Raw genomic sequence first — 23990 nt, forward strand, 5'->3', positions numbered from 1 at the left:
GCGATCAGATGCGGTTCTTTGCAACACGATTCACCGGGCGCACGGCCGCACGATGGGCGGCGCTCGCAGCGCTGATTGGCGCCGCATGGCTGCCGTTCGCGGCCGTGGCCGCACCTGTGCCAGCGGTGGCCGGCGCGCAGCCTGTCTACAGCGATGCGGCGGCGCTCGGCAAGCTGATGTTCTTCGATGCGTCGTTGTCGGCCTCGGGCAAGATGTCCTGTGCGAGTTGCCATAGTCCGTCGCATGCGTACGGCCCGCCTGACGGGCTGGCCGCGCAACTGGGCGGCCCCGACATGCGCCGGCAAGGCACGCGCGCCGTGCCGAGCCTGCGTTACGTGCTGAACCGTACGCCGATGTGGAGTCATGCGCAGGCGGCCAGCCTGTCCGAGCGGCTGAGCGAGACGGACAACGCGCCGGTTGGCGGCTTCGGCAGGGACGGACGTTTTAACCAGTTGCACGATCAGGCGAGCTTCCCGCTGTTCAATCCCGACGAGATGGCCAACCGGGACCCGGCAGCCGTCCTCGCGAAACTGGAGCGGGCGCCGTATGCCGCCCGTTTCAGGGAAGTGTTTGGCCAGAACATTTTCGTGGACCGCACGAAAGCGTTCGCCCAGGCGATGGCTGCAATCGAGCGTTTCGAGCTTGAAGACCCGAGCTTCCATCCGTACACCAGCAAGTTCGATTATTACCTCGATGGAAAAGTGCAACTAACGGCACAGGAATTGAGAGGCAAAAAACTGTTCGACAATCCGACGGGCGGCAATTGCGCCTCCTGCCACATCGACCAGGTGGGTGTCGACGGCTCGCATCCGCTTTTCACCGACTTCAACTTCCAGGCGCTCGGCGTGCCGCGCAATCCGGAGTTGCGTGCGAACGCGGACCCGAAGTACTTCGATATGGGATTGTGTGGACCGTTGCGCACCGATCAGTCGGGCGACAAAAGCAACTGCGGACTCTTCAAGTCGGTGTCGCTGCGTAACACGGCGACGCGCCAGGTGTTCTTCCACAACGGCCGCTTCCATACGCTGAAGGACGCGCTGCGTTTTTACGTGCAGCGCGACACCAACCCGGCGAAGTGGTATCCGAAAGACGCGCACGGCAAGGTCGATAAATTCAACGACCTGCCGGTTGCGCTGCGGGTGAATGTCGACACGACCGATGAACCGCTTACGCGTAAAGCGGGCGAGCGTCCCGTGTGGTCGGAGCAGGATATCGACGACGTCGCTGCTTTCCTCGCGACGCTGAACGACGATTACGTGTTGAAACCGAAGCAGTCGAAGTAGCAACTGCCGGCAACAGCAGGCGTATCCAACGGTTGCTTTTCATCAGACGATTTTCGCCGGTTTGATGCCTCTTTTTCGAGCAGGGATATAATGCGCGGATCCCTTTTCTTTTCCGTCCCCGTTATGAGCCGGTTACTTTGCCTGATCGTGCTTTCGCTCGGCCTGATGCAAACCGCCACGGCCGACGAAACCAATGACCGCATGTCCGCGTATCTGACGCAGAAATTCGGGCTGGCAAAGGAAAAGGCTCAAAAGATTTCCGACGCGGTACAGTCCGCTGCATCGAAATATTCACTGCCGCCGGCGCTGCTGCTGGCGATCATCTCGATCGAATCGCGCTTCAAGGAAAAGGCCAAGGGTCCCAATGGCGCGACCGGGCTGATGCAGGTGGTGCCGGGCGCCCATCGCGGGATGCTGAGAAACGTCAAGGACCTCACCGAGCCGACCACTAACATCGACATGGGTTCGGCAATCCTCTACGGCTACATGCGCTCGGCAAACGGCGACATGAACGCGGCGCTCAAGAGCTACGGCGGATCGCAGGCGTACGCAAGGAAAGTGAACTTGCGCGTGGAAGATTTCGCCGGCGTCGCCGCGCCTCAGGAGGTCGCATCGCATCTGAGCGCACAAACGGGCATGTGCGAGGCCGATCGTTGTCCGGCACCGGAAAACTGGGCCGACGCTTTCACGATACCGGCCGGCAACACAACGACTGCTACGAATGCCACGAACGCCGCCGGAGTGAACGGCGCGCCGACGCTGCAAAGCGCATCGCCTGCCACGCCGCACTGAGCAGTCGCTCTCCCTGATTTTCCTCTTTGTCATGCGTCCGCACTGAAGCTGCGGATCGAACTGTCACGCCATGCCCGGCTGCGCGGGGGCAAGCGCTGCGCGCTTTTTACGCACGCCTGGCAACCGCTCTACAATGCATTTCCATCTGAGCTCACGCTGCGCCTTTTTCGATCGACCATGTTCACCTCGTTTTCCAGAACCACCGCCGTTTCGCTTGCCGGCCTGCTAGCACTTGCCGCTTGCAGCAGCGCGCCTCAGCCAAAATTCCAGCAGGAATTGTTCGAAACAGGCGCAAGCCCTTACGCCCGAAACTTCAACTCGAGCACTACGGATACGTGCGAGGCTGCGCGCCGCGCGCTGTTGAGCCAGGGCTATCTGACGACGATGACGCGCACCGATACCGTCGACGGAACGAAAAACTTCCAGCCGACGGGCGATACCCACATCGTTGTCGAATTTCACGTGGTGTGCACGCCGGGAGAAGAGGCGAGCGATACGAGCATCGTCTACGTCAACGCGGTGCAAAACGGTTTTGCGCTGAAGAAAAGCGATACGTCGGCGAGCGTCGGGCTGAGCGTGCTGGGTTCGCTGTCGTTGCCGATCCGCTCGAACAACGACGCGATGGTCAAGATTTCGAGCGAGACGATTCCGTCGGGCAAGTTCTACGATCGCTTCTTTGGCCTCGTCGATCACTATTTGCAGACGGTGGTGCGCACGCAGCCGGTTGTGAGCAACCGCATCGAGACGCGCATTTTGCCGGTGCCGGTTCCGGTGCAGCTCGAAGCGCCGGCTCCGGCACTTCTTCCTGAGATGCCCGATGCAATCGACAAAGCTGCTGCCGCGATGGTGCAACCGGCAAGCGGAGCCAGCGTGGCGCCGTGAACCATGGCCATCGAACCTTGCCAGGTTCAGACTGATCAAGGGCTGATCAGCCTTTGATCTCATCACGTGGCAGTACTTATCCTATGTCTTTTACTTCACACGTATATATATGTAGTAATAGTTAACAAGGGTTAACCCCTTCTGTGGATAACTCTCCAATTCCCTGTCACATCAGAGTCATGCAGAAACCATAACCCTGCGGAACACGTCTGTAGAAAAACTACAAAGTCGGGATAACTTTGACGCAGCTTGCCTCGCACCGCGTCTTATCAAGATTTCGCGCACAGGCTGTCCGACGCGATATCCCGAAGTTATTCATAGGCAATTGTGGATAACTCGCGTATCCGGGCATGCTTTGACATTCGCTCGCCACCGTACAGACCGGGCCTCGCGAGGCGCGCACATTGAGGCTGGAAGGTACAAAGATTGCGTGTATGTTTTTGCAAGCGCAACTGTTGCTATTTAGTCAAAACCATTTCGGCAACGCCCTATCCAGGCATAGAGTTAAAGTGTTTTCTGAGGTTATTGGTGCAGTGCGGGGGTGTGCGATGAAACGTAGAACAGCACGACAGCTAGTCCGTCTTCTTTCAGATATCAGACATGCCAGCCACTGCACGACGCTGCGGGCGGCGGCTACTAACCGGGCCATATCCCTCGCATCCTCCGAGCATGACGAGGACAGTACCGATAGCGACGAAAGCAACGACGCCGCACACGAGGCGAATCACGACAAACCGGTCCGGAGCGGATCATGAGAGCGGCAAGCGAACAATCGCTGCGTTTTCTGGTCGAGAAATGGCTGGCGCCTGAACCGTCCGCTCCGGTTCGCGTTACTGAGTTCAGCCGCACCCGTCTTGGCGGCAGGCGTTATGTACGCGTGGAAACCTCTCCCGAGGCCGGATCGCGCGGTCTATTTTTCTTTCGTCACGACGACGGCTGCTGGTGTGTGTTTCCGCCCACTGCCGATACGCCCAAGCTTTTCACGCAGCCACTTGCTGCTTGATGACGGGCTAAACCCTCACGAAGCATGAGGCAAGCGATTACGCTCGCTCGCGGGGCGCCGGGCGGGCATCAGTTGGCACACGATCAAACCGGTGAGCGTGAGTGCGCATCCGAACAGCGCACGCGCCGACAGTGTTTCGCCGAGCACGAGCCAGCCGGCGAACGCGGCAAAAACGCCCTCCATACTGAAAATCACCGCGGCATGCGAGGGCGCCGCGTGTTTTTGCGCGACCACCTGAATCGTATAGGCGACGCCCACCGATAGCGCACCGCCGTACAGAATCGTCGGCGCGGCGCGCTCGAGCACCACAAGACTGAGCGGCTCGATCGCGAGACCGATGGCCAGACACACGACCCCGCAAGTCACGAACTGCACGAGCGCCAATATGAGCGTGTCGTGCCGCAGCGCGAAGCGGCCGACCAGCATCATCTGCACGGAAATCACCAGGGCGCCGGCAAGCTGATACCAGTCGCCATACAGGATCGAGAAGTGCTCGTTGACACTCAGAAAGTACATGCCGATCGCGGCTAGCGTCGCACCGAGCCACGTGCCGAATCCCGTTCGATGACGAAACAGCACGCCAAGCAGCGGCACGATCACCACATACAACGAACTGATAAAACCGGCGTTGGCGACCTTCGTGTATTGCAAGCCGATCTGCTGCAACGAAATCGACGCGGACAGCACGACACCGAGCAACACACCCGCACCGAGCAGTTCGCGTGCGCCGCCGGGTTCGCGTTTCGACAATTCCGCCAGCGCGGAGCGCCGCACGCAAACGATCAGGGCCAGCACGACCAGCGCGCCGAGCAGGAAACGCAGCCCGGTAAACAGAAACGGTCCGATCGTATCGAGGCTCAGACGTTGCGCGACGAACGCGGAGCCCCAGATCATGGCCGCGATCAGCATCAACAGATTGGCGCGCAGGTGTTGGCGTGTGTCGGGTTTCAAAGGCTGTTTTTCGAATCAGGTTGTCTTAACGAGGCGCTCTCGACTTAACCGTGATGCACGGCGTCTTGCGGCACGGACCCCTTTACCGGCACCGGCAATGGTAACGCGGGCAAGGTGACGACAAAACGCGCGCCACCCGAGGCCGCTTCTTCGAGCCGCACGTCGCCGCCATGAACCAGCGCGACGCGCAGCACGATCGCGAGGCCAAGGCCAAAGCCGCCGGTGTGCCGGTCACGGCTGGAGTCGAGCCGGTGAAACGGTTCGAATATGCGGTTGCGCTCGGCAAGCGGAATACCTGGACCGTCGTCCTCGACGATCAATACCAGTGCGCCCGCCGCGCCAGCGGCCGCGCTCAGCGAAATCGCCTGCCGCGCGTAGCGGGTACTGTTGCGCAACAGATTCAGCAACGCGCGCGCAACCAGTTTGGGGTCGCAGACATGATACGTGGGCGTACGGGCAACCGGCATACGAGAAACCGGAGCGCGGCCGGCAGGCGCAACGGCGGCGCCCGTACCCGCGGGGGACATGCCCGCCATGCTGACCGAAAGCGTCAGCGAGCGATCGGCGACGTCGTTGGCCATGCTCGCGGCCACGCTGTCGAGCAACTCATTCACCGACACCCGCATCAGCAGCCGATGCCCGTCGCCTTGTTCCAGGCGGCTCAAAGTCAGCAGTTCGGTGACGAGTTCGTCGAGTTCGCGCACGTCTTTGCGCAGTGCCATTTGCCTTTCGCGCTGACGCTCGGGCGACTCCGGCGACTGCAACAGCGCAAGGCCGAATTCGAGCCGCGCTAGCGGCGTCTTCAGTTCGTGTGAAATGCCGTGCATCATTTCACGTTGATGCAGGATCGACGCTTCGATCTGCTGAGCCATTTCGTTGAACTGTTGCGACAAGTCGTAGATGTTCGATTTCTTCGACAACTGTGCGCGGGTCGACAGATTGCCGGCGCCGAACGCGCGCGCCGCGGCTTCGAGCTTGCGCAACTCGCGCCAGTGATAGAGCACCCACACGACCACTGAAAGCAGCGTGGCGAGCGCGACCAGCGCATACGCGAATGCCTGAATCTCGACGGTGGTGGCCTCGTAGCGGCGCGAATTGACGACGGTGCCATCCGACAGCGGCAGGTAGTAACTCGTGGCGTCGTCGTTCAACACCAGCTTGCCAGCGCGCAACTCGCGCCATTGACGCTCGCCGACCAGCGGTTTGACCTCGTCGGTCGTCATCAGCCTGAAGTCCTGGGCGCCGTGTTTTTTCAGTTCCTCGAGCGCCGCAGCGCGTTCCGGGCCCGCGTGTCGTTGCAAGTAATCGTCGAGTACGAATGCGTACGTACGGTCCGTGTCGCGCTCGGTTTGTGTGACTCGCTCATGGAACAGTTGCGAGAATGAGATGTTGATGAACGCAATGGTGAGACCGCCACCGATCAGAACGATCAGATACAGCCGGATCAGGGAGCGGAGCATTCATTCCTCCCATGCCGAAGGACTAAACAGATAACCGCGGCCCCAGATCGTCTTGATTTTGTGCGGCTCGGGCGACGCATCTTCGAAACGCCGGCGCAGCCGTGAGATCCCGGCGTCGACGGTACGATCGAGGCCGTCGAATTCGATGCCGCGCAGCTGCCTGAGAATGTCGTCGCGGCTTAGTACGGTGCCGGCTGCGCGCGCAAGGATCAGCAGCAGGTTGTACTCGGCGGTCTTCAGCTCGACCGGCTGGCCGCGCCAACTCACGGCGCGATCGGGCGGCGAGATCACCAGTTCACCGAAGCTCAGCGTGCCGTCCTGCGTGGACGGCTCCGCACTTTCGGCCGGCTGCGCGCGGCGCAACAACGCGCGGGCGCGGGCGACCAGCACACGCGGCTCGATCGGCTTGATGACGTAGTCGTCGGCACCGGTTTCCAGTCCGGCGATCTGATCGAATACGTCGACGCGTGCCGTCAGGATCAGCACGGGCACGCGCGAAAAACTGCGGATTCGCCGGCAGACCTCCATGCCGTCCATGTTCGGCAGCATCAGGTCGAGAATCACCAGCGCCGGGTTGTGCTCGCGCACGGCAGCCACGGCGGTGTCGCCGCGTCGCACGATTGTCACATTGAATTCGTAGCTGTTCAGATATTCCCCGATCAACTGCGCGAGGCGATCGTCGTCCTCGATCAGCAGCACGCTGGTCTTAAGAGGGGCGTCGTTCATATGGGTCTCCACTATCAGGCGCCGATTCTATCCGCGCGTGCCGCGAGGGGATACGTCGCGAACATTCGCGAACACTTGAACACAATTGCGCACACATTCTCCCAACTTCAGGACAGACGTGGCACGGCGGGGTCCCTAGACTGCGGCTTCCGTTCCAAATAAAAAGTCCTGATCGTGCGCAAACGCCTCTCTTATCTGTGTATTCCGCTGCTTGGCCTGACCTGCTCGTCGATCGCTTACGCTGAGAATTTCTATATGTTTTCGCTGGCCGGCGGTGTGGCGCCGCGCTATCAGGGTAGCCGCGACTACCGCCCGTTTGTTGCGCCGTTGATCGCCGCGGAGTTCAGCAACGGCATCTTTTTGAGCCCGACGGACGGCCTCGGTTACAAGCACACCTTCGCCAACGGGCTGTTTGCATCCGCGGCGCTCAGCTATGACTTCGGCCGCACCGACAGCAATCGTGCCGATTTGCCGGGCTCCGACTACCTGAAGGGCATGGGCAAGATTCCGGGCTCGGTGATGGTGTCCGTACAGCTCGGCGCGCATCTGTTTGGTCCGTCGACCGTCAGCATCACGCTGGATCAACCGGTGACGCACACGAGCCGCGGTACGAGCGGGCACATCGATCTGACGGTGCCGGTGCTGCAAACCGTCGACAACGAAATCAGCATCACGGGCAGCGTGCATGCCGGTAGCGGCCGCTATACGCAGACCTTTTTCGGCGTGACCGATGCGCAGGCGAGCACGAGCCGCTTTCAGCCCTATGCAGTGAAGGGCGGGTTCGACAGCGCGAAGGTGTCGGCGGCCTGGACCTACAGTTTTTCGCCGCGTTGGTCGGTGCATACCGAAGGCGGCGTGACGCGCCTGCTCGGTGCGTCGGCGAACAGCCCGATTGTGCAGTCGAAGAACAACTACTTCGCGATCACGGCGCTGACGTATCGCTATTGATGCGCGTGTCGACGCGGCTGTTGGTCGGTTGTGCGGATCAACTCTCTCGACGATCTGACTTCCTTGCAAGGAGCTCGCGATGTTTGCATGGCAAACCCCTCTGTCCAACGCGTGGCAGGACAGCATGATTTCGTCGGCGCGCGCGCAGGCGATTGGCGTCGACAGCATGCTGCTGACCGGTGCGACTGGTTTTATCGGCGGCAATCTGCTGGTGACCCTGGTTAATGCCGGGCTGGTCGAACGCATGGTGTGTCTGGTGCGCGGCGCCAGCGTGGCCGATGCGCTCGCGCGGCTGCGCGCTGCGGCCGTGCGTTGCGGGCTGCCGCACGCTCGTGCACAGCGAATCACGGAAGCCAACGTGATGGTGGGCGAACTCGGCAGCGAGTTTTCGGAAATCGATCTGGCGCGGCTCGCCAGAGCATCGCACGTGATCAATTGCGCGGCGCTTGCATCGTTTTCGACACATCCTCAAGTGCTCGATACGAATGTGCACGATACTTTGCGTTTCGTGTCGCGTTTTGTCGGCAGCAAAAAGCTGCGGCGTTTTCTGCACGTGAGCACGGCGATGGCGTGCGGCACGCAATGTGGCGCGAATGTGCAGGAATCTTCGTTCGGCTATGGTGAAACCCGCCACCTCGTGCCGTACACGCAAAGCAAACGCGAAGTCGAACGCCTGCTGCGCAGCATGTATCCGAATCTGCCGCTGGTCGTGGTGCGGCCGTCGATCGTAGTCGGTCATACGGTGCTCGGCACACTGCCTTCGGCCAGCATTTTCTGGGTGTTTCGCGTGGTGCACACCGCGCGGCGCTTCACGGCACGGGCAATGAACCGCATCGACGTGGTGTCCGCCGACGATTGCGCGCGCGCGCTCGCGCTGCTGGCAATGAAGCCGTCGCTGGCGTTCGATACGTATCACGTGTCGGCGGGTTCGGAAGCGCCGACCATCGGTCAGATCATCAGCGCCATGGACGAAGCCACCGGCGTCTCCGGGCGCCGCTATTCGATGTGCCGCGTGGGCGACTTCGGCAGGATCGCGCGCGAGGTAGTGGGCCGTGACCGTTGCGGCAGCGGCCGTCTGCTCGAACATGCGCTGCGTCTGTACGCCGGTTTCGCGGAGCTGGACTACACGTTCGACAACCGTCGCCTGCGCGACGAGATCGGCTTCGAGCCGCTGCCGTTCACGGACTACGTGAGCGAATGCGTGCGGACCTCGCGCGGGGTGGGGATTGCCGAGCAGATGCGCTGGGATTTCAAATAGACCCTCACCAGGTCACTACCGGCGATACAGTGAGCGATTCGCGCGAGATTCGCGCAACGCCCGGGTGACTCAGGACACCATGGACTTACCATCGACTCATGCCGGCGACGGATTTTCAGGCAGACACAATGGACGAGAAAGACTGGATCGCCGGCGCCGCCAAGGCGCTGGCGATCATCGAAGCATTCGACGAAGAGCACGCACGTATGACGCCGACCATGGTGGCCACGCGCGCCGGGCTTTCGCGCACCGCGGCGCGCCGCTACCTGCTGACGCTGCGCGAACTCGGCTACGTAGACACCGACGGCAAGCTGTTCTGGCTCGCGCCGCGGGTATTGCGGCTCGGTCAGTCGTATCTGGATTCGGCGCGCTTGCCGCGCACCGTGCAACCATTTCTCCAGCGCATCACCGCAACCTTGCAGGAGACGGCGCTGGTCGCGATTCTCGACGAACACGACGTGGTGTACGTCGCGCGCAATGGCGTGAACCGGGCGATGGCGGTCGGCTTCGTGCTGGGCTCGCGGGCGAGCGCGCCGCTGTCGTCCGCGGGTTTGGTCCTGCTGGCGTTCCAGGCGCCGGAAAGCATCGAGCAGTGGCTGGCGTCCTATCCGATCAAGGTATTCACGCCGCATACGTATTCGACCGTCGAACGCTTGCGCGAAGTGCTGGGCGAAATTCGCCGCGACGGTTATGTCGTCACCGATCAGCAACTGGAACTGGGTATGCGTGGCGTCGCGGTACCGTTGCGGGACCGGCACGGCTCGGTTGTGGCGGCGATTAGCGTGAGTATGCCGATCGGCCAGGAGTCAGCGAACGCCGCGTTGCATCGGGTGCTGCCGACCCTCCAGGAAACCGCGAGTCTGCTTAGAAACCTGATCTGAATGCAGCACTAGGTAATCTCCCTGATATGGTCTGCTTAATGAGTGAAAGCATATCGAAAGCAAGCTGTCTCCCGGAAAATACATATCGACTTTTGCGCATGACAAACCGCATACACTGCGTAATACTCTCCCGCGGGGAGCGGGAAGGGGCCTCGAGCGCCGTCTGCTTCACCGTTAAGCTATTTCATTCAATTTGACTCAGTCGTCCAGGTTTGGGGAACAACACATGAAAAAATTCATCGTCTCGCTCGCAGCCGCATCGATCGCGCTGGTCTCCGTTCAAGCTTTCGCACAGGCATCGGACGCAGCAGCGCCGGCTGCTGCAGCTAGCACGCCGAAGAAGCACCACATCAAGAAGCTGAAGACGCACGGTAAGCGCGCTGCGGTTTCGTCGGCCGCTTCGGCAGCTGGCACGAACGACAAGGGCGCGGCAAACTAAGCATTTCGCTTGGTTTTGTCGGGCGAACCCTGCCGGTTTGCCTGCGCCTGCCGCTAGCCGGCGGGTGCAGCGCGGCGCCGGTCGAATACCGCCAGCAAAAAGGCCAGAGCTTCTGCTCTGGCCTTTTTGTCTTGAACGGCGGGTATTGGCCGCAGTTCAGTCCGCAAGGCCGCGCTTGATAACCTCGTTGAGCAGGCCGGTCATGCCTTCCGGATGGGTGGCGGCGCGCTCTTTCAGCTCCGTGACGAGGTCGCCATTCAGCTTGCAGGCGAACGCGACGAGCCCTTGGGCCTGGTCGAGCTTGCGCTGTTCACGGCGATCCAGCTTTGGCTCGGCGGCAGCGGCTTTGCCGAAGCGCTCGGCGGTCGACAGTTTCATTGCATTGTTCAGCTTGAGTGCCTTGTTCTTCTCAAGGTCGGTTTTTTTCATCGCCATACGGAAGGCCTCTGCCAGATAAGTAATCCCGCATTGTACGCATCGCGCCGCGCGTGGAGCTAACGGTGGCGATTGCGCGGGTAAGCGGCGCCCGAGCGCGGCTCGGACGGCGAGGAATTTGAGGCGTTGCGCGTTGTTCAGGCGGGCCGTTCGGGCGCGCCCGCCACGCTGTCCATCAAAGCGCGCATGCGTTGCCAGTGCGTGCCTTCCCAGAACACCCGCCGGCACACGTCGCAGGTGACGAACTGGTTGTGCCGTTCGAGCACGCCGTCGGGCGCGCGGTCGCCGACCTCATCTTTGGCGATACGCCGCAGCGGCGCATTGCACATCAGACACAAACGGAACGGTTGCGCGCTGCCGGCCAGATCCAGCCTTTCAAACACTTCGCGTAATTGTTCGCGCGGCCGCAGCGTGCGGACGTAGCAGCCATGCGTGATGGCGCGGCGTTTCAATAGCTCGCGGTCGCGTGTGAGAACGATGCGTTGCTGGGCGGCAGCGAGCGCTTCGATATCGGCGTCGGGATAGTGGTTGTCGTAGAGCGTATCGAAGCCGGCTAGCCGCAGCAGCGGGGCGAGACCGCCTAGATGCGCATCGGCAATGAAGCGCACCACGCGCAGCGGATGCTCGCGCACGCGCAATAGCGGCTGGATGTCCAGCGATTCAAACTTCGGATAAACGGAGATGCGATCGCCGTCGGATAGCGGATGATTGAAACCAACCGACTCACCGTTCACCAGAATCAGTTCGACCTCGGTGTGCGGCACCCCGAGCACTTCGATCATATGTTTAGCGGTGGCGCCGTGCGCGCAGGCGCAACTGAACGCGCGCCGGCGCAGGGGCCGGGCGAGAAAATCGTTCAGCTCCTCATAGAAGCGGAATGTCGCGGTGACCATCGCGTCAGTATCGCACCGTGTTCATTTGCGCGCTGTCCTGCACGTGTCGCGCGGGTGTGCTTTACTGCCAGTTCTTTAGAAGACGGAGCGACAGATGGACATCGGTTTTATCGGTCTCGGCGAGATGGGCGCCGCGATGGTTGCAAACATTTTGAAAGCCGGGCACCAGGTGCGCGTGTGGAACCGTTCGCCGGAACGCGCGCGGCCGCTCGCCGACGCAGGTGCGCAGATCGTCGCGACACCGGCCGAAGCGTTTGCTGGTGACGCAGTGTTCTCGATGCTGGCCGACGATACAGCGCTGCGCGAAGTCGTCACTGCGGCGCTGCTGGAACACGCGCCGCGCGGTTTGATCCACGTGAATATGGCGACGATCTCGGTGGCGCTGGCCGAGGAACTGGCGACGGCGCACGCCTCGCGCGGCGTCCATTACGTCGCTGCACCGGTGCTGGGGCGGCCCGACGTCGCAGCGGCAGGCAAGCTGACGATCGTGGCGGGCGGTCCCGCTGAGTCGATCGATCGCGTTCAACCGATTTTCGACGCCATCGGCCAGAAAACCTGGCGCATCGGTTCGTTGCCGCAACAGGCAAACGTGATGAAGCTCGCGGCGAACTTCATGTTGGGCGCGGCGGTTGAAACGCTCGGCGAGGCCGCTACGCTCGTGACGGGACACGGCCTTGCGATGCAGGATTTTCTCGATGTCATCACGAGCGGCCTGTTCCCGGGACCGGTCTATTCGGGCTACGGCAAACTGATCGCGGAGCAGCGCTACGAGCCGGCGCTGTTCAAGGCGCGCCTCGGATTGAAGGACTTGCGTCTTGCGCTGGCGGCCGCCGATGCGGTCACGACGCCGTTGCCGATCGCGAGCGTGGTGCGCGACAGCCTGATTGAAGCCGTGGCGCATGGCGACGGAGAGAAAGACTTCGCGGTGCTGGGACAGGTCGCGGCACGGCGGGCAGGGCGCTGAGCGGGCGCGGGTGCGTCAGGATGCGCACGGGCATAATGGCGCCCTGATCTTTTTCCGGATTGAGCTCAATGAGTCTGCATACCTGGTGGCTTTTCGTCGCGACTGTTTTCGTTGTTTGCGCGATTCCCGGCCCGAACATGCTGCTGGTTATGACGCACGGCGCCCGGCACGGCCTGCGCCGTTCCAGCGCAACCATGGCCGGCTGCCTGTCGGCGCTGGTGTTGATGCTGGCGGTGTCGGCGGCGGGTCTTGGTGTGTTTCTCACGGCGTGGCCGACCATGTTCAACGCACTGCGGATGATCGGCACGGCGTACCTCGTCTATCTGGGCATCAAGGCATGGCGTACGCCAGTTGACGAAGGCGCTGCCGGCGCGGTCGAGGAACTGTCCGCGAGGCCCGTGCGTTCGCGCTTCGCGCTATTTCGCAATGGCTTCCTGGTGGCCGGCAGTAACCCGAAAGCCATCCTGTTCGCCGCCGCGCTGCTGCCGCAATTCATCGACGCCGCGCAGCCCAAGCTGCCGCAGTTCGGCGTGCTCGTCGCGACCGTGGCGGTCATCGAGGTGAGCTGGTATCTGGTGTATGCCGGATTCGGCACGCGGATCGGCGCCACCTTGAAGAGCCGCAGCGTCGCCAGGACGTTCAATCGTCTGACGGGTGGTGTGTTCGTCGGCTTCGGCGCGATGATGGCGCTTGTGCGGCACTAGGCAAGTTATAGGCGAGTGGCGGCCTGCTACGTGGCGCTTAACGCCGCTTGCCAGGCACGGGACAATTTGTTGTACTTACGCAACGCTGAGGGTCAACCCTAATTTGCATGTTGCGACGCACCAAATCATTTGCTATAGTTCGTCTTGTCTCCTCCATGTCTCCTCTGATATGGATTCAGCCCGCCCACTTAGGCGGGCTTTTTTTGCCCCGAATTTCCCGCGGTTTTCCAGAAAAGACAAAGCCGGCTGGCCCCTGTGCGAGGCCGCCGGCTTTGGTGCATCTGCGCCGAACTCAGAACTTATACGAGACCGCGAGGAACGAGATGATCGGGTCGGCTTTCAGTTCCGACTTTGAGACGCCCAGTTCCGTGCCGTCCGCCGCCTTGATGATGACCGACGAGGTGGTTTTCAGCGGAATGTACGTGACCGATGCCACGAGGCCCCAGTGGTCGGTGATGTTGTAGGCGAGACCCGCATTGAACACCGGCTGCCAGGACGACGACGCCTTCGCCGACACCTGCGTTTGCCCCGGCTTGCCCGCACCCGCTGCCAGCACCGAGCCGAGATTGTTCTGCGTCGCGCTCACGAAGTTCGGGCTCAGTTGAACGTCCGAGAACCAGTTATACGACACACCAATACCCACGAACGGCCTGAAATGGGCCGTCGGCTCATTGAAGTAGTACTGGAACAGCAGCGCCGGGCTCCACTGACGCACGCTCTTTACGATCGGGTTGGCCTGCGGATCGCCCAGATTCTGTTGACCGAGCGCGCCCGCCGGACCCGGCGGCTGAATGGTGCCGTGCCCATAGATCTTGAAGACCGGCGGCACACCCGCCACCGTCGTCACGGCAATATGGTCGGTAAGGTAATGGCTGAATACGAGGCCGACAGTATTCGCGGTATTGGTCGACAAGCTCGTGCCGCTGGACGTGAACGAGTTCGGCAGACGCAACGGTGTGTTGATCGGTGTCGGCGCGACGTTAGTGGTCAGCGGCGTGCTCGAATCCTGCGGCATGACGTGGAACCAGCCGAGTACGGCGACGTTGTCCCCCGCGTGTTGTGCGTGCGCGCTGGCCGACAGGCAGATGGCCAGTATCGCGAATAAGATTTTCTTCATGTTGTTCCTCCTGAGGCGCGCGTTGCGTTCTATGCGCGCGGCGAGCGACGGCGGCCGGGCTGCGCGGCCGCTGCGCTGGATATTCGGTGGACGCCGGCTGCCGCGCGTTTGCTGTGCGTGGCAGCCGGGACACGAACGCCTCGTTGCGTGTCGGCAGCGCGTGCTGCGTCCATTACTGGACGAAGGCGCCGATCGTGAAGTACGGCGAGGCCGCGTTGGTCAGATCGAGGTAGCCGAACACGCCACCCGTGAAGATCATCTTTCCGGTCGGCGTGGTGCCTGTCGAAGCACCCACTTGCGTCGTCGTCACCACACCCGGCACGGTCTGCGTGAAGTCCAGATTCAGCGCGGTCGCGAGCGATGCCTGCGAGGCGTTGAACGGATCGAGCAGCGTGGCCTCCGTGCCTTCGAGCGCGGTGGTGCGATAGTCGAACTGGCTATCCACGCCGATGTACTCGCCGTTCTGCGAGTTCACTGCAATCGCGCTTTGCGGCGCCAGGATCGAGATGCCGGATTCGTCGTCCGCATACGGGCCGAGTGAGCCGTTCACCGGTGTCGTCACCGATGAATTCGCTGCGCCGGTCCGTACCAGAATCGGCACCAGCTGATTTTTCAGCTTGCCGACGATCATGTAGCCGCGAGCTTTGGGTGTCGTGGCAAGCGTCGGTTTAGCCTGGCCGAGGAAGTTGTCGGTTTCGAAAGCCCCGCTGCCGTCGGACGACTGCGCGAAGTTCGTACCCGGTTGCTGACACTTGCCTGCGTTGACCCCGGAGTTGTCGCACTCGGTCCACGTACCGTCCGCATTGATCGTGATCTTCGTATCGACCGCGACCGGCGCGAAGTTTTGCGACGGGACCTGGTGATAGCCGAGCTGGTTGTAGGTGCCGGCCACGTTCGCGATGTTCGTTTCAATCGACGAGAAGCCGATGAACGGGTAATACGGGAACGTCGTATCGGGCACCGCGCCTACGCCGAGAATCCCGGCGAAGGAAATTTCCGCCCCCGGAATCGTGCCGCCGGCCACGCCTTCGCCGACAAAAATCCGCGCCGGACGATTCGGGTCGAGGCTCGCGCCGTTCAGGCGGAACGCGCACTGATTCAGCTTGGTGGTCGGCAGCAGGGTTTCCTGGGTCAGCGTGCCGCTTGCGGTCTGGCCGGCGCGCGTCGGCGCGACAGTGCCCGTGGTGGCCGGGATCGGCGATTCGATATAGCTGATTTGCCACGTCATCTTGGTTGTGTCCATCTGCAGCTTGACCAGTTCGCCGTCACCGCCGCCGCCCGTGAACACCGTGCCGTAGTCGAGCGACGCAGGACACAGACGCACTTCGGTCACCGGTCCGTCGCCATTGCCGCCGCCACCGCTGCACGCCCCCAGTAACGGTGCTGCAAGAGCGAGCACCGAAAGGATTCTCCATTTCATACCGCCTCCAGAATTTTCTCGTTGTGAGTGGCAGGCTCCCTGTCCCGCCACCTTTTGCTCTATTTATGTCTCGTACTGCGAACTGCCGGTCCTTCAGTCCTTACTTGCTGATCTGCGCGCCGATGCCGAAGTAGGGGGCGTTTGGCGTATCTGAGTTCGCCGAGGTCGGCGTGAGGCCGCCGTTCTCAGCGCCCTGGATGGCGATGGCGTAGAGACCGCCGGACGCAATCGCAAAGCCGGTTTTGCCGTTGGTGTCCTGCACGCCGACGAGACCCGGACTCGGCAGCCCGTAGCCCAGACCAAAGCCGCTTTCCGCCGACGAGGTGCTCGGATTGATGAAGGTGCCGACTGCACCCTGGATCAACGTTGCGGTGTACTTGAAGTTCGAGTCCGCGCCAACGTAGCCGCCGTCGAAACCACCGGATGCAAGCGGCGTGGCCGCGGCGAGCATGGCGATGCCGGACTCGTCGTCGACCTTTGCCGTCAGCAGATTGCTCGTGTCGACAAAACCGGTGCGGACCACCAGCGGTACCGTGGCGCCGTTGACCTGACCGAGAATCATGTGGGCAACGCCGGACTTGCCGGTTGGGCCCAGAACCGGGAGCTTGAACTGCGCGACGATCTGCGGGGCCTTCTGACTATCAAAATACCCATTGCTGTTCAGCGTCAACGGATCGCCGGTGGTGAGGCAGCCGCCGGCGTTTGGCGAATAATTCGGATTCGCGGCGTTGCTGCTCGTACAGGTGCCGCTGGCGTCGAACGTTTCGACCGTGTTGGTCGCGACCGTCGCGTAGTTGCCCGACGGTGTCAGGTGGTAAAGCAGGCCGTTGTACGTGCCTGGCAGCTTGGTGATATCGGTCGTCGTGCTCGCGAAACCAAGAAACGGATAGAAGTCAAAATGCCGATTCGGCACCGCGCCGACGTTCGAGCCGAGCAGGCCGAGGTTCAGGCCACTGAACTGCACCGTCGCACCCGGGATGCCGCCACCAGCCACGCCCTGACCGACGAGGATCATCGGGGGATTCGGGTTATTGACGAAATCGGGTGTCGTGTAAGGCTGACCGTCACCGGCGGCGGTGCCGGTACCTGCGCCGAGAATGAAGGCGCAGCGTATTTGTTCGGCGGTCGGCAGCGCGCCGGTCGGCGGGTGGATCACGGCGCCCGTGATCTGTGTGCCCGCACGCGTCGGCGTGACTTGACCCGTGCGCAACGGAATCGGCGATTCGAGCCACTTCAGCGTGTACGTCATCGCCGTCGCGTTGATGTTCAGTTGCACCACTTCGCCACTGCCGGCGCCACCGAGAAAGGTGGTCTTCCCAATGTCCGCGGTAGCGGGGCACAGCGGGGCCGCGGCGGCGCCGGTGGCCGGCGGGCCCTGCACGCCGCAACTCGAGCCCGAGCATTGCGGGGCATTGATCGTGCCGGGATCGCTGGCCTTGCCGCCGCCGCAAGCAATAAGCAACGGCGTCGTAGCGATGGCCATCGCCAGGCCTCGAATAATGGCGTACGACATGCTGCTGTCTCCCTTCATGTAATTGTGCGAACTAATTTCGCTGCGCGTTTAATGCCTGTCAATTGAATGAGCCGTCTAAAAAGATCGATTCAAACAGGACATTTTTTGTCGGACGCACACTACGCGGGACTTCGGAGCCCTTTTAAACAAAAAAGGAATTTTCGCTTCCACAGTCGTACCGTTGCTTCGCTGCACGCCCTTGCCAGGCAAGCGTTACAGCAAAATGGCTCTATCTTCTTCGAACGACCGTTCGAGAAAAAATCCGGAGTTTCCCTATGCGGAAAACTATGCAGGACGGGTCGATTTGGGGAATGAATTACCGTCGGCTGGTAAGCATTCCGATTTTCTTTTTAAAGTAATGCGGGCTACTACTGATTAACGGCAAAAGAGGAGTTTGGCGGGCAGGTTTTTTAAAACAAAAAGGCCGGTCTGTAAAGACCGGCCTTTCAGTGGATTGGCAGTGGAAGACGTCTGTATCTCGAACTTGCTCAGCGTTTCAAGCCGGCTTCTTCGGCGGCGCCGATGGCGAGGTTCATGCACTGGATGGCCGCGCCCGATGCGCCCTTGCCCAGGTTATCGAGGCGCGCGACGGTCACGAAGCGCTCTTCGTTGCCGAACACGAACAGGTCGACGCGGTTGGTGTCGTTGTTCGCTTGCACGTCGAAGAAACCGCCGTCGAGATTCGCCTCGGAATCGAACGGTGCTACGTGCACGAAGGCTTCACCCGCGTAGTACTCGGCGAACAGCGCGCGCACGTCTTGCGGCGTGGTCTTCTTGGCCAACTGGTTCGGCGAGAAGAAGGTGGTGACCGCGAGACCCTTGTAGAAGTCACCGACGATCGGCGTGAATACCGGTGCCGAGTTCAGGCCGGTGTGCGCCGCCATCTCCGGCAGATGCTTGTGCGTGAGGCCGAGTGCATACGGGCGCGGACTCTTGAGCTTGTCGTTGCCGCCTGCTTCGTAGTCGGCAATCATTTTCTTGCCGCCGCCGCTGTAACCCGTGATCGAGTACGCGTGCGCGGCGAAGTCCGGCGCCACGACGCCGGCTTCGACCAGCGGACGCATGGCCAACACGAAGGCCGATGCGTGGCAGCCCGGCACGGCGATCCGTTTCGCGGTGCGCAGCCGCTCGCGTTGCGAGCGAGCCAGTTCGGGCAGGCCGTAGGCCCAGTCGGCCGACGTGCGGAACGCCGTGCTCGCATCGATCAGCACGGTGCGATCGTTTTCGACCAGCGAGGCCGACTCGCGCGAAGCGACGTCCGGCAGACACAGGAACGTGACGTCCGATGCATTGATGAGACGACGGCGCTCCTCGAGGTCCTTGCGCTTCGCTTCTTCGATACGCAGGATCTCCACGTCGGCGCGTTGCGACAGGTATTCAAAAATCTTCAGGCCGGTCGTGCCTTCCTGTCCGTCGACAAAAACTTTCGTGCTCATCTCGATCTCACTGGCTTACTGGAAACGGGGCGCGACACCGCGCCGGAACGCTATTTTAAGACCTGATAGCGACGGCTGTGCAAAAGGTGTGCAAAGCGGGGTTAAAAAACGACGATGCGCGTTGAAAGTGACATCGGCATGACGGGTTATGCGGCAGATGCACGCCGATGCAGGCCGGTTCCGCGCAAATTGACGATACGTGGGAAGCGCTGCGGCGCGCGCATCGCGCGCGTGGCGGTGAGACCGCCACGCGGGGCGAGTCTATGGAACCGTGCTATCAAACGCCTGCTTGCGCGCCCGCTTTCCATCTTGCCGTAGCGCCGGCAATGCGCACGCCGAACATCCGCGCCGTTTCCAGATCGCCCGCGGGCGGTGCTTCTTCCGGCGACGCATCCGCCGGGGACTGCGCCAGCAGGCCAGTAAAGCCGCCTACGTAGTTCAGATCGTTACGGGTGGCCGCCTTGGTGTTTGACGGCATCATGCCGGTGCCGACCCAGATCATGCTGTGTTGCATTGCCAGCGTGACGAAGTACTGGATCGTCGAGAACTTGTCGCCGTTCATGGTCGCAGAATTGGTGAAACCGGCGGCGATCTTGTCCTTCCAGGTTTGGCCGAACCACGGTTTCGAACTCGCGTCGGCAAATTTCTTGAAATCGGCGGACGGCCCGCCCATGTACGTCGGCGCGCCGAAGATGATGGCGTCCGCGGCCGCCAGCTCTGCCCAGCCGGCGTCGTCGATCTCGCCGACCGGCAGGAGCTTCGCGTCCGCGCCGGCTTCGAGCGTACCGGCCAGCACCGCCTCCGCGACTTTCTTCGTATGGCCGTAGCCGCTGTGATAAACGATGACGATCTTCGACATGGCATTCTCCGGCAAGTTGAAAAAGAGAGCTAAGGATAGCAGCGGCGCGTGGCGAGTTGATGGCGCCGCTACCGTCCGTAGTTGACCACCATCCGCGCACTGCCAAGCGTGGCGGTGCTGATCTCATGATCGAACATGAGCGCCGGGCGCCCTTGTGCGAGGCGCAGGTCCGCGGTGCTCAGCGCATAGACGGTGATGATGTAGCGATGCGGTTTGCCGGGCGGCGGGCAAGGGCCGCCGTATCCATCGAGATCGAAGTCGTTGCGTGCCTCGAGCGCGCCGAGTTTCTTCAGGAAGCCCGATGCGCTGGCGTTCTCCGGCAAGCTGCCGACGGTGGCCGGAATGCCTGCCACGGCCCAGTGCCACCAGCCGCGGCCGGGTGCATCCGGATCGAAGATCGTGATCGCGAAGCTGCGCGTGCCGGCCGGCGCATTGCGCCACGTCAATTGTGGCGAGCGATTTCCGCCCTGGCAGTCATCCTGATTAAAAACCTGCGCCGCATCCACGGCGCCACCCGCATGGAAGCTGGTGCTGGTCAGTGTGAACACGTCCTCGGCGAGTGCGTGTGGGATATGCGCCGCGAATAGCGCAAGACCCAGCATCGCGCAGGTGAAGGACGGCATCCGGCGGAACAGCGAAGCAAGCGAAACAACCAGGCAACGCGAGCGCATGTGCCGGTTCTCCTGTCAGGGGCGCGAGGCGGTTGTCCTCGCGAGGATTATTGTCCCTATTTTGTGCCCCAAGGTCGATTCAAGTCTAACATTCGCTTTGCGACGGCTCATTGTTGCCGCCGGCGGGTTTGGTGGACGTGAAATCGGCTATAGTCGGAGGAATTGTCCGCGCGAATACAGACCGCGCACTCGGTCAATTCAAGTACCAAGAATAGAAAGGTATGTCGGAAGTTTTGGAGAGCGGTTTATCTGTCGAGGGGAGGGCAATGCAAGATCCAGTCAGGGTCGTGGTCGCTGACGACCATCCGGTGATTCTGTTCGGCGCCGAACAAGCGTTGCTCAAGTTTCCAGGTCTGCAGGTCGTCGCGCGCGCGCGACAGTCAACCGAGTTGATCAAGGTGCTGCAGACCGTTGCGTGCGACGTGCTCGTCACGGATCTGGCCATGCCTGGCGGCCAGTACGGCGACGGCCTGCCGCTGATCGGCTATCTGCGGCGCAATTTCCCGGACCTTCCCATTGTCGTGCTGACGATGCTGGAAAACGCCGCGCTGCTCAAGCGGCTGAGCGAACTCGGGGTGACCTCGGTCGTCAACAAATCGGACGATCTGAGCCATATCGGGCTCGCGGTGCAGCACGTCAGCCGCAACCTCGAATACATGAGTCCGTCCGTCAAGGCGTCGCTCGACACGTTGCGCATGAATGCCGGCGGCAAGAACGACGACGTGATGCTGTCGCGGCGCGAGCTCGAGGTGGTGCGTCTGTTTGTCTCCGGTATGACGATCAAGGAGATCGCGGAGCACCTTAATCGCAGCATCAAGACGATCAGCACGCAGAAGAATACGGCGATGCGCAAACTCGGGATCGATCGCGATTCGGAATTGTTCCAGTACGCGCAGAGCAACGGCCTCTTGAATCTGTCTTCGCACTCGGCCGACGATACCGGCAGTGCGGCCTAGCCGCGACCATTCGTCCCGCCAGGCGAACTCCATGCGAACTCGATGAAAAAAGCCGCCTGTCGATGAGACAGGCGGCTTTTTTATTCCATCCGCATTAAGCGGCTGCGCTTACTGCGGCGTTGCGTTGGCGCCGCCGTGAGCCGCCGACCATTCGGCCGGTGCGTGCAGGAATTTTTCCACTTCGTCGAGCGTTTTGGTATCGAAGTAGTTATTTGCCTTGGCGACGCGTAACACGTCCCACCACGTGGCAAGCGCGTGCAGATCGACGTCGATGTCTTTCAGCACCGACACGCTTTCCTTGAAGATGTTGTAGTGGAACAGAACGAAGCAGTGGTTCACCGTTGCGCCGGCGGTGCGCAGCGCATTGATGAAGTTGATCTTGCTGCGGCTGTCCGTGGTCAGATCTTCGACCAGCAGTACACGTTGCCCTTCCGTCAGCAGACCTTCGATCTGCGCGTTACGGCCGAAACCCTTCGGCTTCTTGCGCACGTACTGCATCGGCACCATCAGGCGGTCGGAGAGCCAGGCCGCGAACGGGATGCCGGCGGTTTCGCCACCCGCAACCGCGTCGATCTGTTCATAGCCGACGTCGCGCAGGATGGTGGTTTCGGCCATTTCCATCAGGCCACGGCGCACGCGCGGATACGAGATCAGCTTGCGGCAGTCGATATAAACCGGGCTCGCCCAGCCGGACGTGAAAATGTACGGTTTCTCCGCGTTGAAGTGCACTGCTTGCACTTCCAGCAGCATCTTGGCGGTGGTGTCGGAGATCGTCTGGCGATCGAAGCCTGTCATGGGCGGATCCTTGGGTGTGAGCGAGGAGAAGCGGGCGCGAAGCCCGGTGGCGCAGCAAGCGGGGTATCCGCGCCATGATGGGCGGAATACGCGGCCGGTCGGTGGAGTACAGGCCGGCCGGTTTAACTGCGATTTTGCTGCGCGCGTAGCCCGACATTTTACCCGAAATGGCCCCTCCCGAGGAGGCTGTCGTGTGCATTCGCCGCGAATGACGGGCATAACGGCCACGCTGAACGGGACTTTCAGGGTTGGCTGGGCGCCGGTTTTATGGCTTGCTTGTGAGCGGCTTGGGGCACCTTTACACTCACGCGAATTTCCTGGCGGCCTTGCACGTTGGCCGTCGCCATGTCCTACGGAATGCTTTCAATGACTGCCGCTTCTTCTTCTGCCACCGAGACCTGTGAACCCGCCAGGCGTGGCTATGCGGGACGCGCGCTGATCGCGTCGGTGCTCGGTTACGCGATGGACGGCTTCGATCTGCTGATCCTCGGTTTCATGTTGCCGGTCATTGCTGCGGATCTGCATCTGAGTTCAGCACAAGCAGGTTCGCTTGTGACGTGGACCTTGATTGGGGCTGTCGCCGGCGGCCTGATTTTTGGCGTTTTAAGCGACTATTTTGGCCGCGTGCGGATGCTGACGTGGACGATTCTGATCTTTGCCATATTCACCGGCCTCTGTGCGTTGGCGCAAGGCTATACCGACCTGCTGGCTTATCGAACCATCGCCGGCATTGGTCTGGGCGGTGAGTTCGGCATCGGCATGACGCTGGTGGCCGAAGCGTGGCCCGCGTCGCAACGGGCCCGCGTGTCGTCGTATGTCGGGCTGGGATGGCAGCTTGGAGTGCTGGCGGCCGCGTTGCTGACGCCGCTGCTGCTGCCGATGATTGGCTGGCGCGGTATGTTCGCGCTTGGACTGCTGCCTGCCGTGGTGTCGTTTTTCGTGCGGCGCAGCGTTGAGGAACCGGCACTGTTCACCGAACGCGTTGCGCGTGGCATGCGCAAGCTGCCGCTCAAGCTGCTGGTGGCCGACGCACGCACCACGCGCGCCAGCATCGGCGTGGCGATTCTCTGTTCAGTCCAGAACTTCGGCTATTACGGGCTGATGATCTGGCTTCCGAGCTATTTGTCGAAGACCTTCGGTTATTCGTTGACCAAATCCGGTGTGTGGACAGCCGTGACGGTTCTCGGCATGGCGGCTGGCATCTGGCTGTTCGGCATGGCCGCCGACCGGTTCGGCCGCAAGCCCACGTTCCTGTTCTACCAGGTGGGCGCGGTGGTGATGGTATTCGTCTACGCGCATCTGACAACGCCGATGGCGCTGCTGATCGGCGGCGCGGCAATGGGCGTGTTCGTGAACGGGATGATCGGTGGCTACGGCGCGCTGATTTCCGAGCTTTATCCCACCGATGCGCGGGCCACCGCGCAGAACGTACTGTTCAACGTCGGCCGGGCGGTCGGCGGTTTCGGGCCGGTGGTCGTAGGCGCATTGGCCGCGCGCTATTCGTTCGGCGCCGCGCTCGTTTTGCTCGCGTCGATTTATCTACTCGACGTCTTCGCAACGCTTTTTCTGATTCCCGAACGACGCGGCGCCGAACTCGAATGACG

The 23990-nt window shown here is 61.7% G+C and carries 24 protein-coding genes; 12 read left to right on the forward strand and 12 right to left on the reverse strand.

The features are described 5' to 3' along the window. Window positions 1–8 precede the first annotated feature (8 nt). The 4 genes from HWX91_RS06555 (at window position 9) to HWX91_RS06570 (ending at window position 3960) form a co-directional block, all read left to right on the forward strand. Window positions 9–1283, forward strand: coding sequence for a cytochrome-c peroxidase (locus tag HWX91_RS06555; protein ID WP_028198577.1), 1275 nt, complete (start codon window positions 9–11; stop codon window positions 1281–1283). 123 nt (window positions 1284–1406) lie between these two features. Next, complete coding sequence (locus HWX91_RS06560; RefSeq protein ID WP_028198578.1) at window positions 1407–2075, forward strand: lytic transglycosylase domain-containing protein; 669 nt, start codon at window positions 1407–1409, stop codon at window positions 2073–2075. A 177-nt stretch (window positions 2076–2252) separates the two neighbouring features. Continuing rightward, a complete protein-coding gene (locus HWX91_RS06565) occupies window positions 2253–2957 on the forward strand; it encodes a DUF2242 domain-containing protein (protein WP_028198579.1) in 705 nt (234 codons plus the stop codon). Between the two features lie 751 nt (window positions 2958–3708). Beyond that, entirely contained in the window at window positions 3709–3960 is a 252-nt protein-coding gene (locus tag HWX91_RS06570; protein ID WP_028198580.1) for a hypothetical protein, read from the forward strand. A gap of 15 nt (window positions 3961–3975) precedes the next feature. Here the strand turns inward: HWX91_RS06570 and HWX91_RS06575 are convergent, their stop codons facing one another. From HWX91_RS06575 to HWX91_RS06585, 3 genes are read right to left on the reverse strand one after another with little or no spacing between them, the layout of a single operon-like run. Further along, window positions 3976–4911 (reverse strand): DMT family transporter, encoded by a 936-nt coding sequence (locus HWX91_RS06575; RefSeq protein ID WP_028198581.1) that lies wholly within the window; start codon window positions 4909–4911, stop codon window positions 3976–3978. Between the two features lie 44 nt (window positions 4912–4955). Continuing rightward, on the reverse strand, window positions 4956–6371 hold the full coding sequence (locus HWX91_RS06580; protein ID WP_042276068.1) for an ATP-binding protein: 1416 nt from the start codon (window positions 6369–6371) through the stop codon (window positions 4956–4958). Continuing rightward, window positions 6372–7097, reverse strand: coding sequence for a response regulator (locus tag HWX91_RS06585; protein ID WP_028198582.1), 726 nt, complete (start codon window positions 7095–7097; stop codon window positions 6372–6374). It lies immediately after the preceding gene. A 201-nt stretch (window positions 7098–7298) separates the two neighbouring features. Here HWX91_RS06585 and HWX91_RS06590 point away from each other — a divergent pair, with 201 nt between their 5' ends. The 4 genes from HWX91_RS06590 (at window position 7299) to HWX91_RS06605 (ending at window position 10623) form a co-directional block, all read left to right on the forward strand. Further along, window positions 7299–8045, forward strand: coding sequence for a MipA/OmpV family protein (locus HWX91_RS06590; RefSeq protein WP_028198583.1), 747 nt, complete (start codon window positions 7299–7301; stop codon window positions 8043–8045). Window positions 8046–8124: 79 nt separating this feature from the next. Beyond that, complete coding sequence (locus tag HWX91_RS06595; protein ID WP_028198584.1) at window positions 8125–9303, forward strand: SDR family oxidoreductase; 1179 nt, start codon at window positions 8125–8127, stop codon at window positions 9301–9303. 128 nt (window positions 9304–9431) lie between these two features. Further along, complete coding sequence (locus HWX91_RS06600; protein ID WP_028198585.1) at window positions 9432–10184, forward strand: IclR family transcriptional regulator domain-containing protein; 753 nt, start codon at window positions 9432–9434, stop codon at window positions 10182–10184. Window positions 10185–10410: 226 nt separating this feature from the next. Next, window positions 10411–10623, forward strand: coding sequence for a hypothetical protein (locus tag HWX91_RS06605; RefSeq protein WP_028198586.1), 213 nt, complete (start codon window positions 10411–10413; stop codon window positions 10621–10623). Window positions 10624–10779: 156 nt separating this feature from the next. On the opposite strand, the gene HWX91_RS06610 is transcribed toward HWX91_RS06605, so the two are convergent. Both HWX91_RS06610 and HWX91_RS06615 read right to left on the reverse strand, forming a co-directional pair. Beyond that, entirely contained in the window at window positions 10780–11058 is a 279-nt protein-coding gene (locus HWX91_RS06610; RefSeq protein WP_028198587.1) for a hypothetical protein, read from the reverse strand. Window positions 11059–11195: 137 nt separating this feature from the next. Further along, window positions 11196–11951 carry a Mut7-C RNAse domain-containing protein gene (locus HWX91_RS06615; protein WP_028198588.1) on the reverse strand — a complete coding sequence of 252 codons (756 nt, stop codon included), beginning with the start codon at window positions 11949–11951 and terminating at the stop codon, window positions 11196–11198. Between the two features lie 94 nt (window positions 11952–12045). On the opposite strand from HWX91_RS06615, the gene HWX91_RS06620 reads away from it, so the two are divergent. Together HWX91_RS06620 and HWX91_RS06625 are read left to right on the forward strand one after the other, a co-directional pair. After that, window positions 12046–12915: an NAD(P)-dependent oxidoreductase gene (locus tag HWX91_RS06620; protein WP_028198589.1), complete on the forward strand. Its 870-nt coding sequence runs from the start codon at window positions 12046–12048 to the stop codon at window positions 12913–12915. A gap of 68 nt (window positions 12916–12983) precedes the next feature. After that, window positions 12984–13619, forward strand: coding sequence for a LysE family translocator (locus HWX91_RS06625; RefSeq protein ID WP_028198590.1), 636 nt, complete (start codon window positions 12984–12986; stop codon window positions 13617–13619). Window positions 13620–13911: 292 nt separating this feature from the next. Here the strand turns inward: HWX91_RS06625 and HWX91_RS06630 are convergent, their stop codons facing one another. From HWX91_RS06630 to HWX91_RS06655, 6 genes are all read right to left on the reverse strand, one after another. Beyond that, window positions 13912–14736 carry an OmpW/AlkL family protein gene (locus HWX91_RS06630; RefSeq protein ID WP_028198591.1) on the reverse strand — a complete coding sequence of 275 codons (825 nt, stop codon included), beginning with the start codon at window positions 14734–14736 and terminating at the stop codon, window positions 13912–13914. Window positions 14737–14908: 172 nt separating this feature from the next. Beyond that, window positions 14909–16156, reverse strand: a complete 1248-nt coding sequence (locus HWX91_RS06635; RefSeq protein WP_028198592.1) for a DUF2957 domain-containing protein — start codon at window positions 16154–16156, stop codon at window positions 14909–14911. A 100-nt stretch (window positions 16157–16256) separates the two neighbouring features. After that, a complete protein-coding gene (locus tag HWX91_RS06640) occupies window positions 16257–17669 on the reverse strand; it encodes a DUF2957 domain-containing protein (protein WP_028198593.1) in 1413 nt (470 codons plus the stop codon). 488 nt (window positions 17670–18157) lie between these two features. Next, window positions 18158–19105 (reverse strand): N-acetyl-gamma-glutamyl-phosphate reductase, encoded by a 948-nt coding sequence (argC, locus tag HWX91_RS06645; RefSeq protein ID WP_028198594.1) that lies wholly within the window; start codon window positions 19103–19105, stop codon window positions 18158–18160. A 277-nt stretch (window positions 19106–19382) separates the two neighbouring features. Next, window positions 19383–19964, reverse strand: coding sequence for a flavodoxin family protein (locus HWX91_RS06650; protein ID WP_028198595.1), 582 nt, complete (start codon window positions 19962–19964; stop codon window positions 19383–19385). A gap of 68 nt (window positions 19965–20032) precedes the next feature. Continuing rightward, a complete protein-coding gene (locus tag HWX91_RS06655) occupies window positions 20033–20635 on the reverse strand; it encodes a YbhB/YbcL family Raf kinase inhibitor-like protein (protein ID WP_028198596.1) in 603 nt (200 codons plus the stop codon). Between the two features lie 266 nt (window positions 20636–20901). Between HWX91_RS06655 and HWX91_RS06660 the strand changes: the two genes are divergently transcribed. Continuing rightward, complete coding sequence (locus tag HWX91_RS06660; RefSeq protein WP_028198597.1) at window positions 20902–21591, forward strand: response regulator; 690 nt, start codon at window positions 20902–20904, stop codon at window positions 21589–21591. A gap of 108 nt (window positions 21592–21699) precedes the next feature. Here HWX91_RS06660 and HWX91_RS06665 read toward each other — a convergent pair whose 3' ends face one another. Next, complete coding sequence (locus HWX91_RS06665; protein WP_028198598.1) at window positions 21700–22386, reverse strand: orotate phosphoribosyltransferase; 687 nt, start codon at window positions 22384–22386, stop codon at window positions 21700–21702. Between the two features lie 366 nt (window positions 22387–22752). Here HWX91_RS06665 and HWX91_RS06670 point away from each other — a divergent pair, with 366 nt between their 5' ends. Continuing rightward, window positions 22753–23988, forward strand: coding sequence for an MFS transporter (locus tag HWX91_RS06670; protein ID WP_028198599.1), 1236 nt, complete (start codon window positions 22753–22755; stop codon window positions 23986–23988). Window positions 23989–23990: the final 2 nt, after the last annotated feature.

Source organism: Paraburkholderia fungorum (assembly GCF_902833645.1).
In the GTDB taxonomy this organism is placed as follows: domain Bacteria; phylum Pseudomonadota; class Gammaproteobacteria; order Burkholderiales; family Burkholderiaceae; genus Paraburkholderia; species Paraburkholderia fungorum.

Bases quoted from the DNA above. Each gene is read 5' to 3' on its own strand.
- HWX91_RS06555 (WP_028198577.1), top strand. From the start codon at position 9: ATGCGGTTCTTTGCAACACGATTCACCGGGCGCACGGCCGCACGATGG.
- HWX91_RS06560 (WP_028198578.1), top strand. From the start codon at position 1,407: ATGAGCCGGTTACTTTGCCTGATCGTGCTTTCGCTCGGCCTGATGCAA.
- HWX91_RS06565 (WP_028198579.1), top strand. From the start codon at position 2,253: ATGTTCACCTCGTTTTCCAGAACCACCGCCGTTTCGCTTGCCGGCCTG.
- HWX91_RS06570 (WP_028198580.1), top strand. From the start codon at position 3,709: ATGAGAGCGGCAAGCGAACAATCGCTGCGTTTTCTGGTCGAGAAATGG.
- HWX91_RS06580 (WP_042276068.1), bottom strand. From the start codon at position 6,371: ATGCTCCGCTCCCTGATCCGGCTGTATCTGATCGTTCTGATCGGTGGC.
- HWX91_RS06585 (WP_028198582.1), bottom strand. From the start codon at position 7,097: ATGAACGACGCCCCTCTTAAGACCAGCGTGCTGCTGATCGAGGACGAC.
- HWX91_RS06595 (WP_028198584.1), top strand. From the start codon at position 8,125: ATGTTTGCATGGCAAACCCCTCTGTCCAACGCGTGGCAGGACAGCATG.
- HWX91_RS06600 (WP_028198585.1), top strand. From the start codon at position 9,432: ATGGACGAGAAAGACTGGATCGCCGGCGCCGCCAAGGCGCTGGCGATC.
- HWX91_RS06605 (WP_028198586.1), top strand. From the start codon at position 10,411: ATGAAAAAATTCATCGTCTCGCTCGCAGCCGCATCGATCGCGCTGGTC.
- HWX91_RS06610 (WP_028198587.1), bottom strand. From the start codon at position 11,058: ATGGCGATGAAAAAAACCGACCTTGAGAAGAACAAGGCACTCAAGCTG.
- HWX91_RS06615 (WP_028198588.1), bottom strand. From the start codon at position 11,951: ATGGTCACCGCGACATTCCGCTTCTATGAGGAGCTGAACGATTTTCTC.
- HWX91_RS06620 (WP_028198589.1), top strand. From the start codon at position 12,046: ATGGACATCGGTTTTATCGGTCTCGGCGAGATGGGCGCCGCGATGGTT.
- HWX91_RS06625 (WP_028198590.1), top strand. From the start codon at position 12,984: ATGAGTCTGCATACCTGGTGGCTTTTCGTCGCGACTGTTTTCGTTGTT.
- HWX91_RS06630 (WP_028198591.1), bottom strand. From the start codon at position 14,736: ATGAAGAAAATCTTATTCGCGATACTGGCCATCTGCCTGTCGGCCAGC.
- HWX91_RS06635 (WP_028198592.1), bottom strand. From the start codon at position 16,156: ATGAAATGGAGAATCCTTTCGGTGCTCGCTCTTGCAGCACCGTTACTG.
- HWX91_RS06640 (WP_028198593.1), bottom strand. From the start codon at position 17,669: ATGTCGTACGCCATTATTCGAGGCCTGGCGATGGCCATCGCTACGACG.
- argC (WP_028198594.1), bottom strand. From the start codon at position 19,105: ATGAGCACGAAAGTTTTTGTCGACGGACAGGAAGGCACGACCGGCCTG.
- HWX91_RS06650 (WP_028198595.1), bottom strand. From the start codon at position 19,964: ATGTCGAAGATCGTCATCGTTTATCACAGCGGCTACGGCCATACGAAG.
- HWX91_RS06655 (WP_028198596.1), bottom strand. From the start codon at position 20,635: ATGCGCTCGCGTTGCCTGGTTGTTTCGCTTGCTTCGCTGTTCCGCCGG.
- HWX91_RS06660 (WP_028198597.1), top strand. From the start codon at position 20,902: ATGCAAGATCCAGTCAGGGTCGTGGTCGCTGACGACCATCCGGTGATT.
- HWX91_RS06665 (WP_028198598.1), bottom strand. From the start codon at position 22,386: ATGACAGGCTTCGATCGCCAGACGATCTCCGACACCACCGCCAAGATG.
- HWX91_RS06670 (WP_028198599.1), top strand. From the start codon at position 22,753: ATGACTGCCGCTTCTTCTTCTGCCACCGAGACCTGTGAACCCGCCAGG.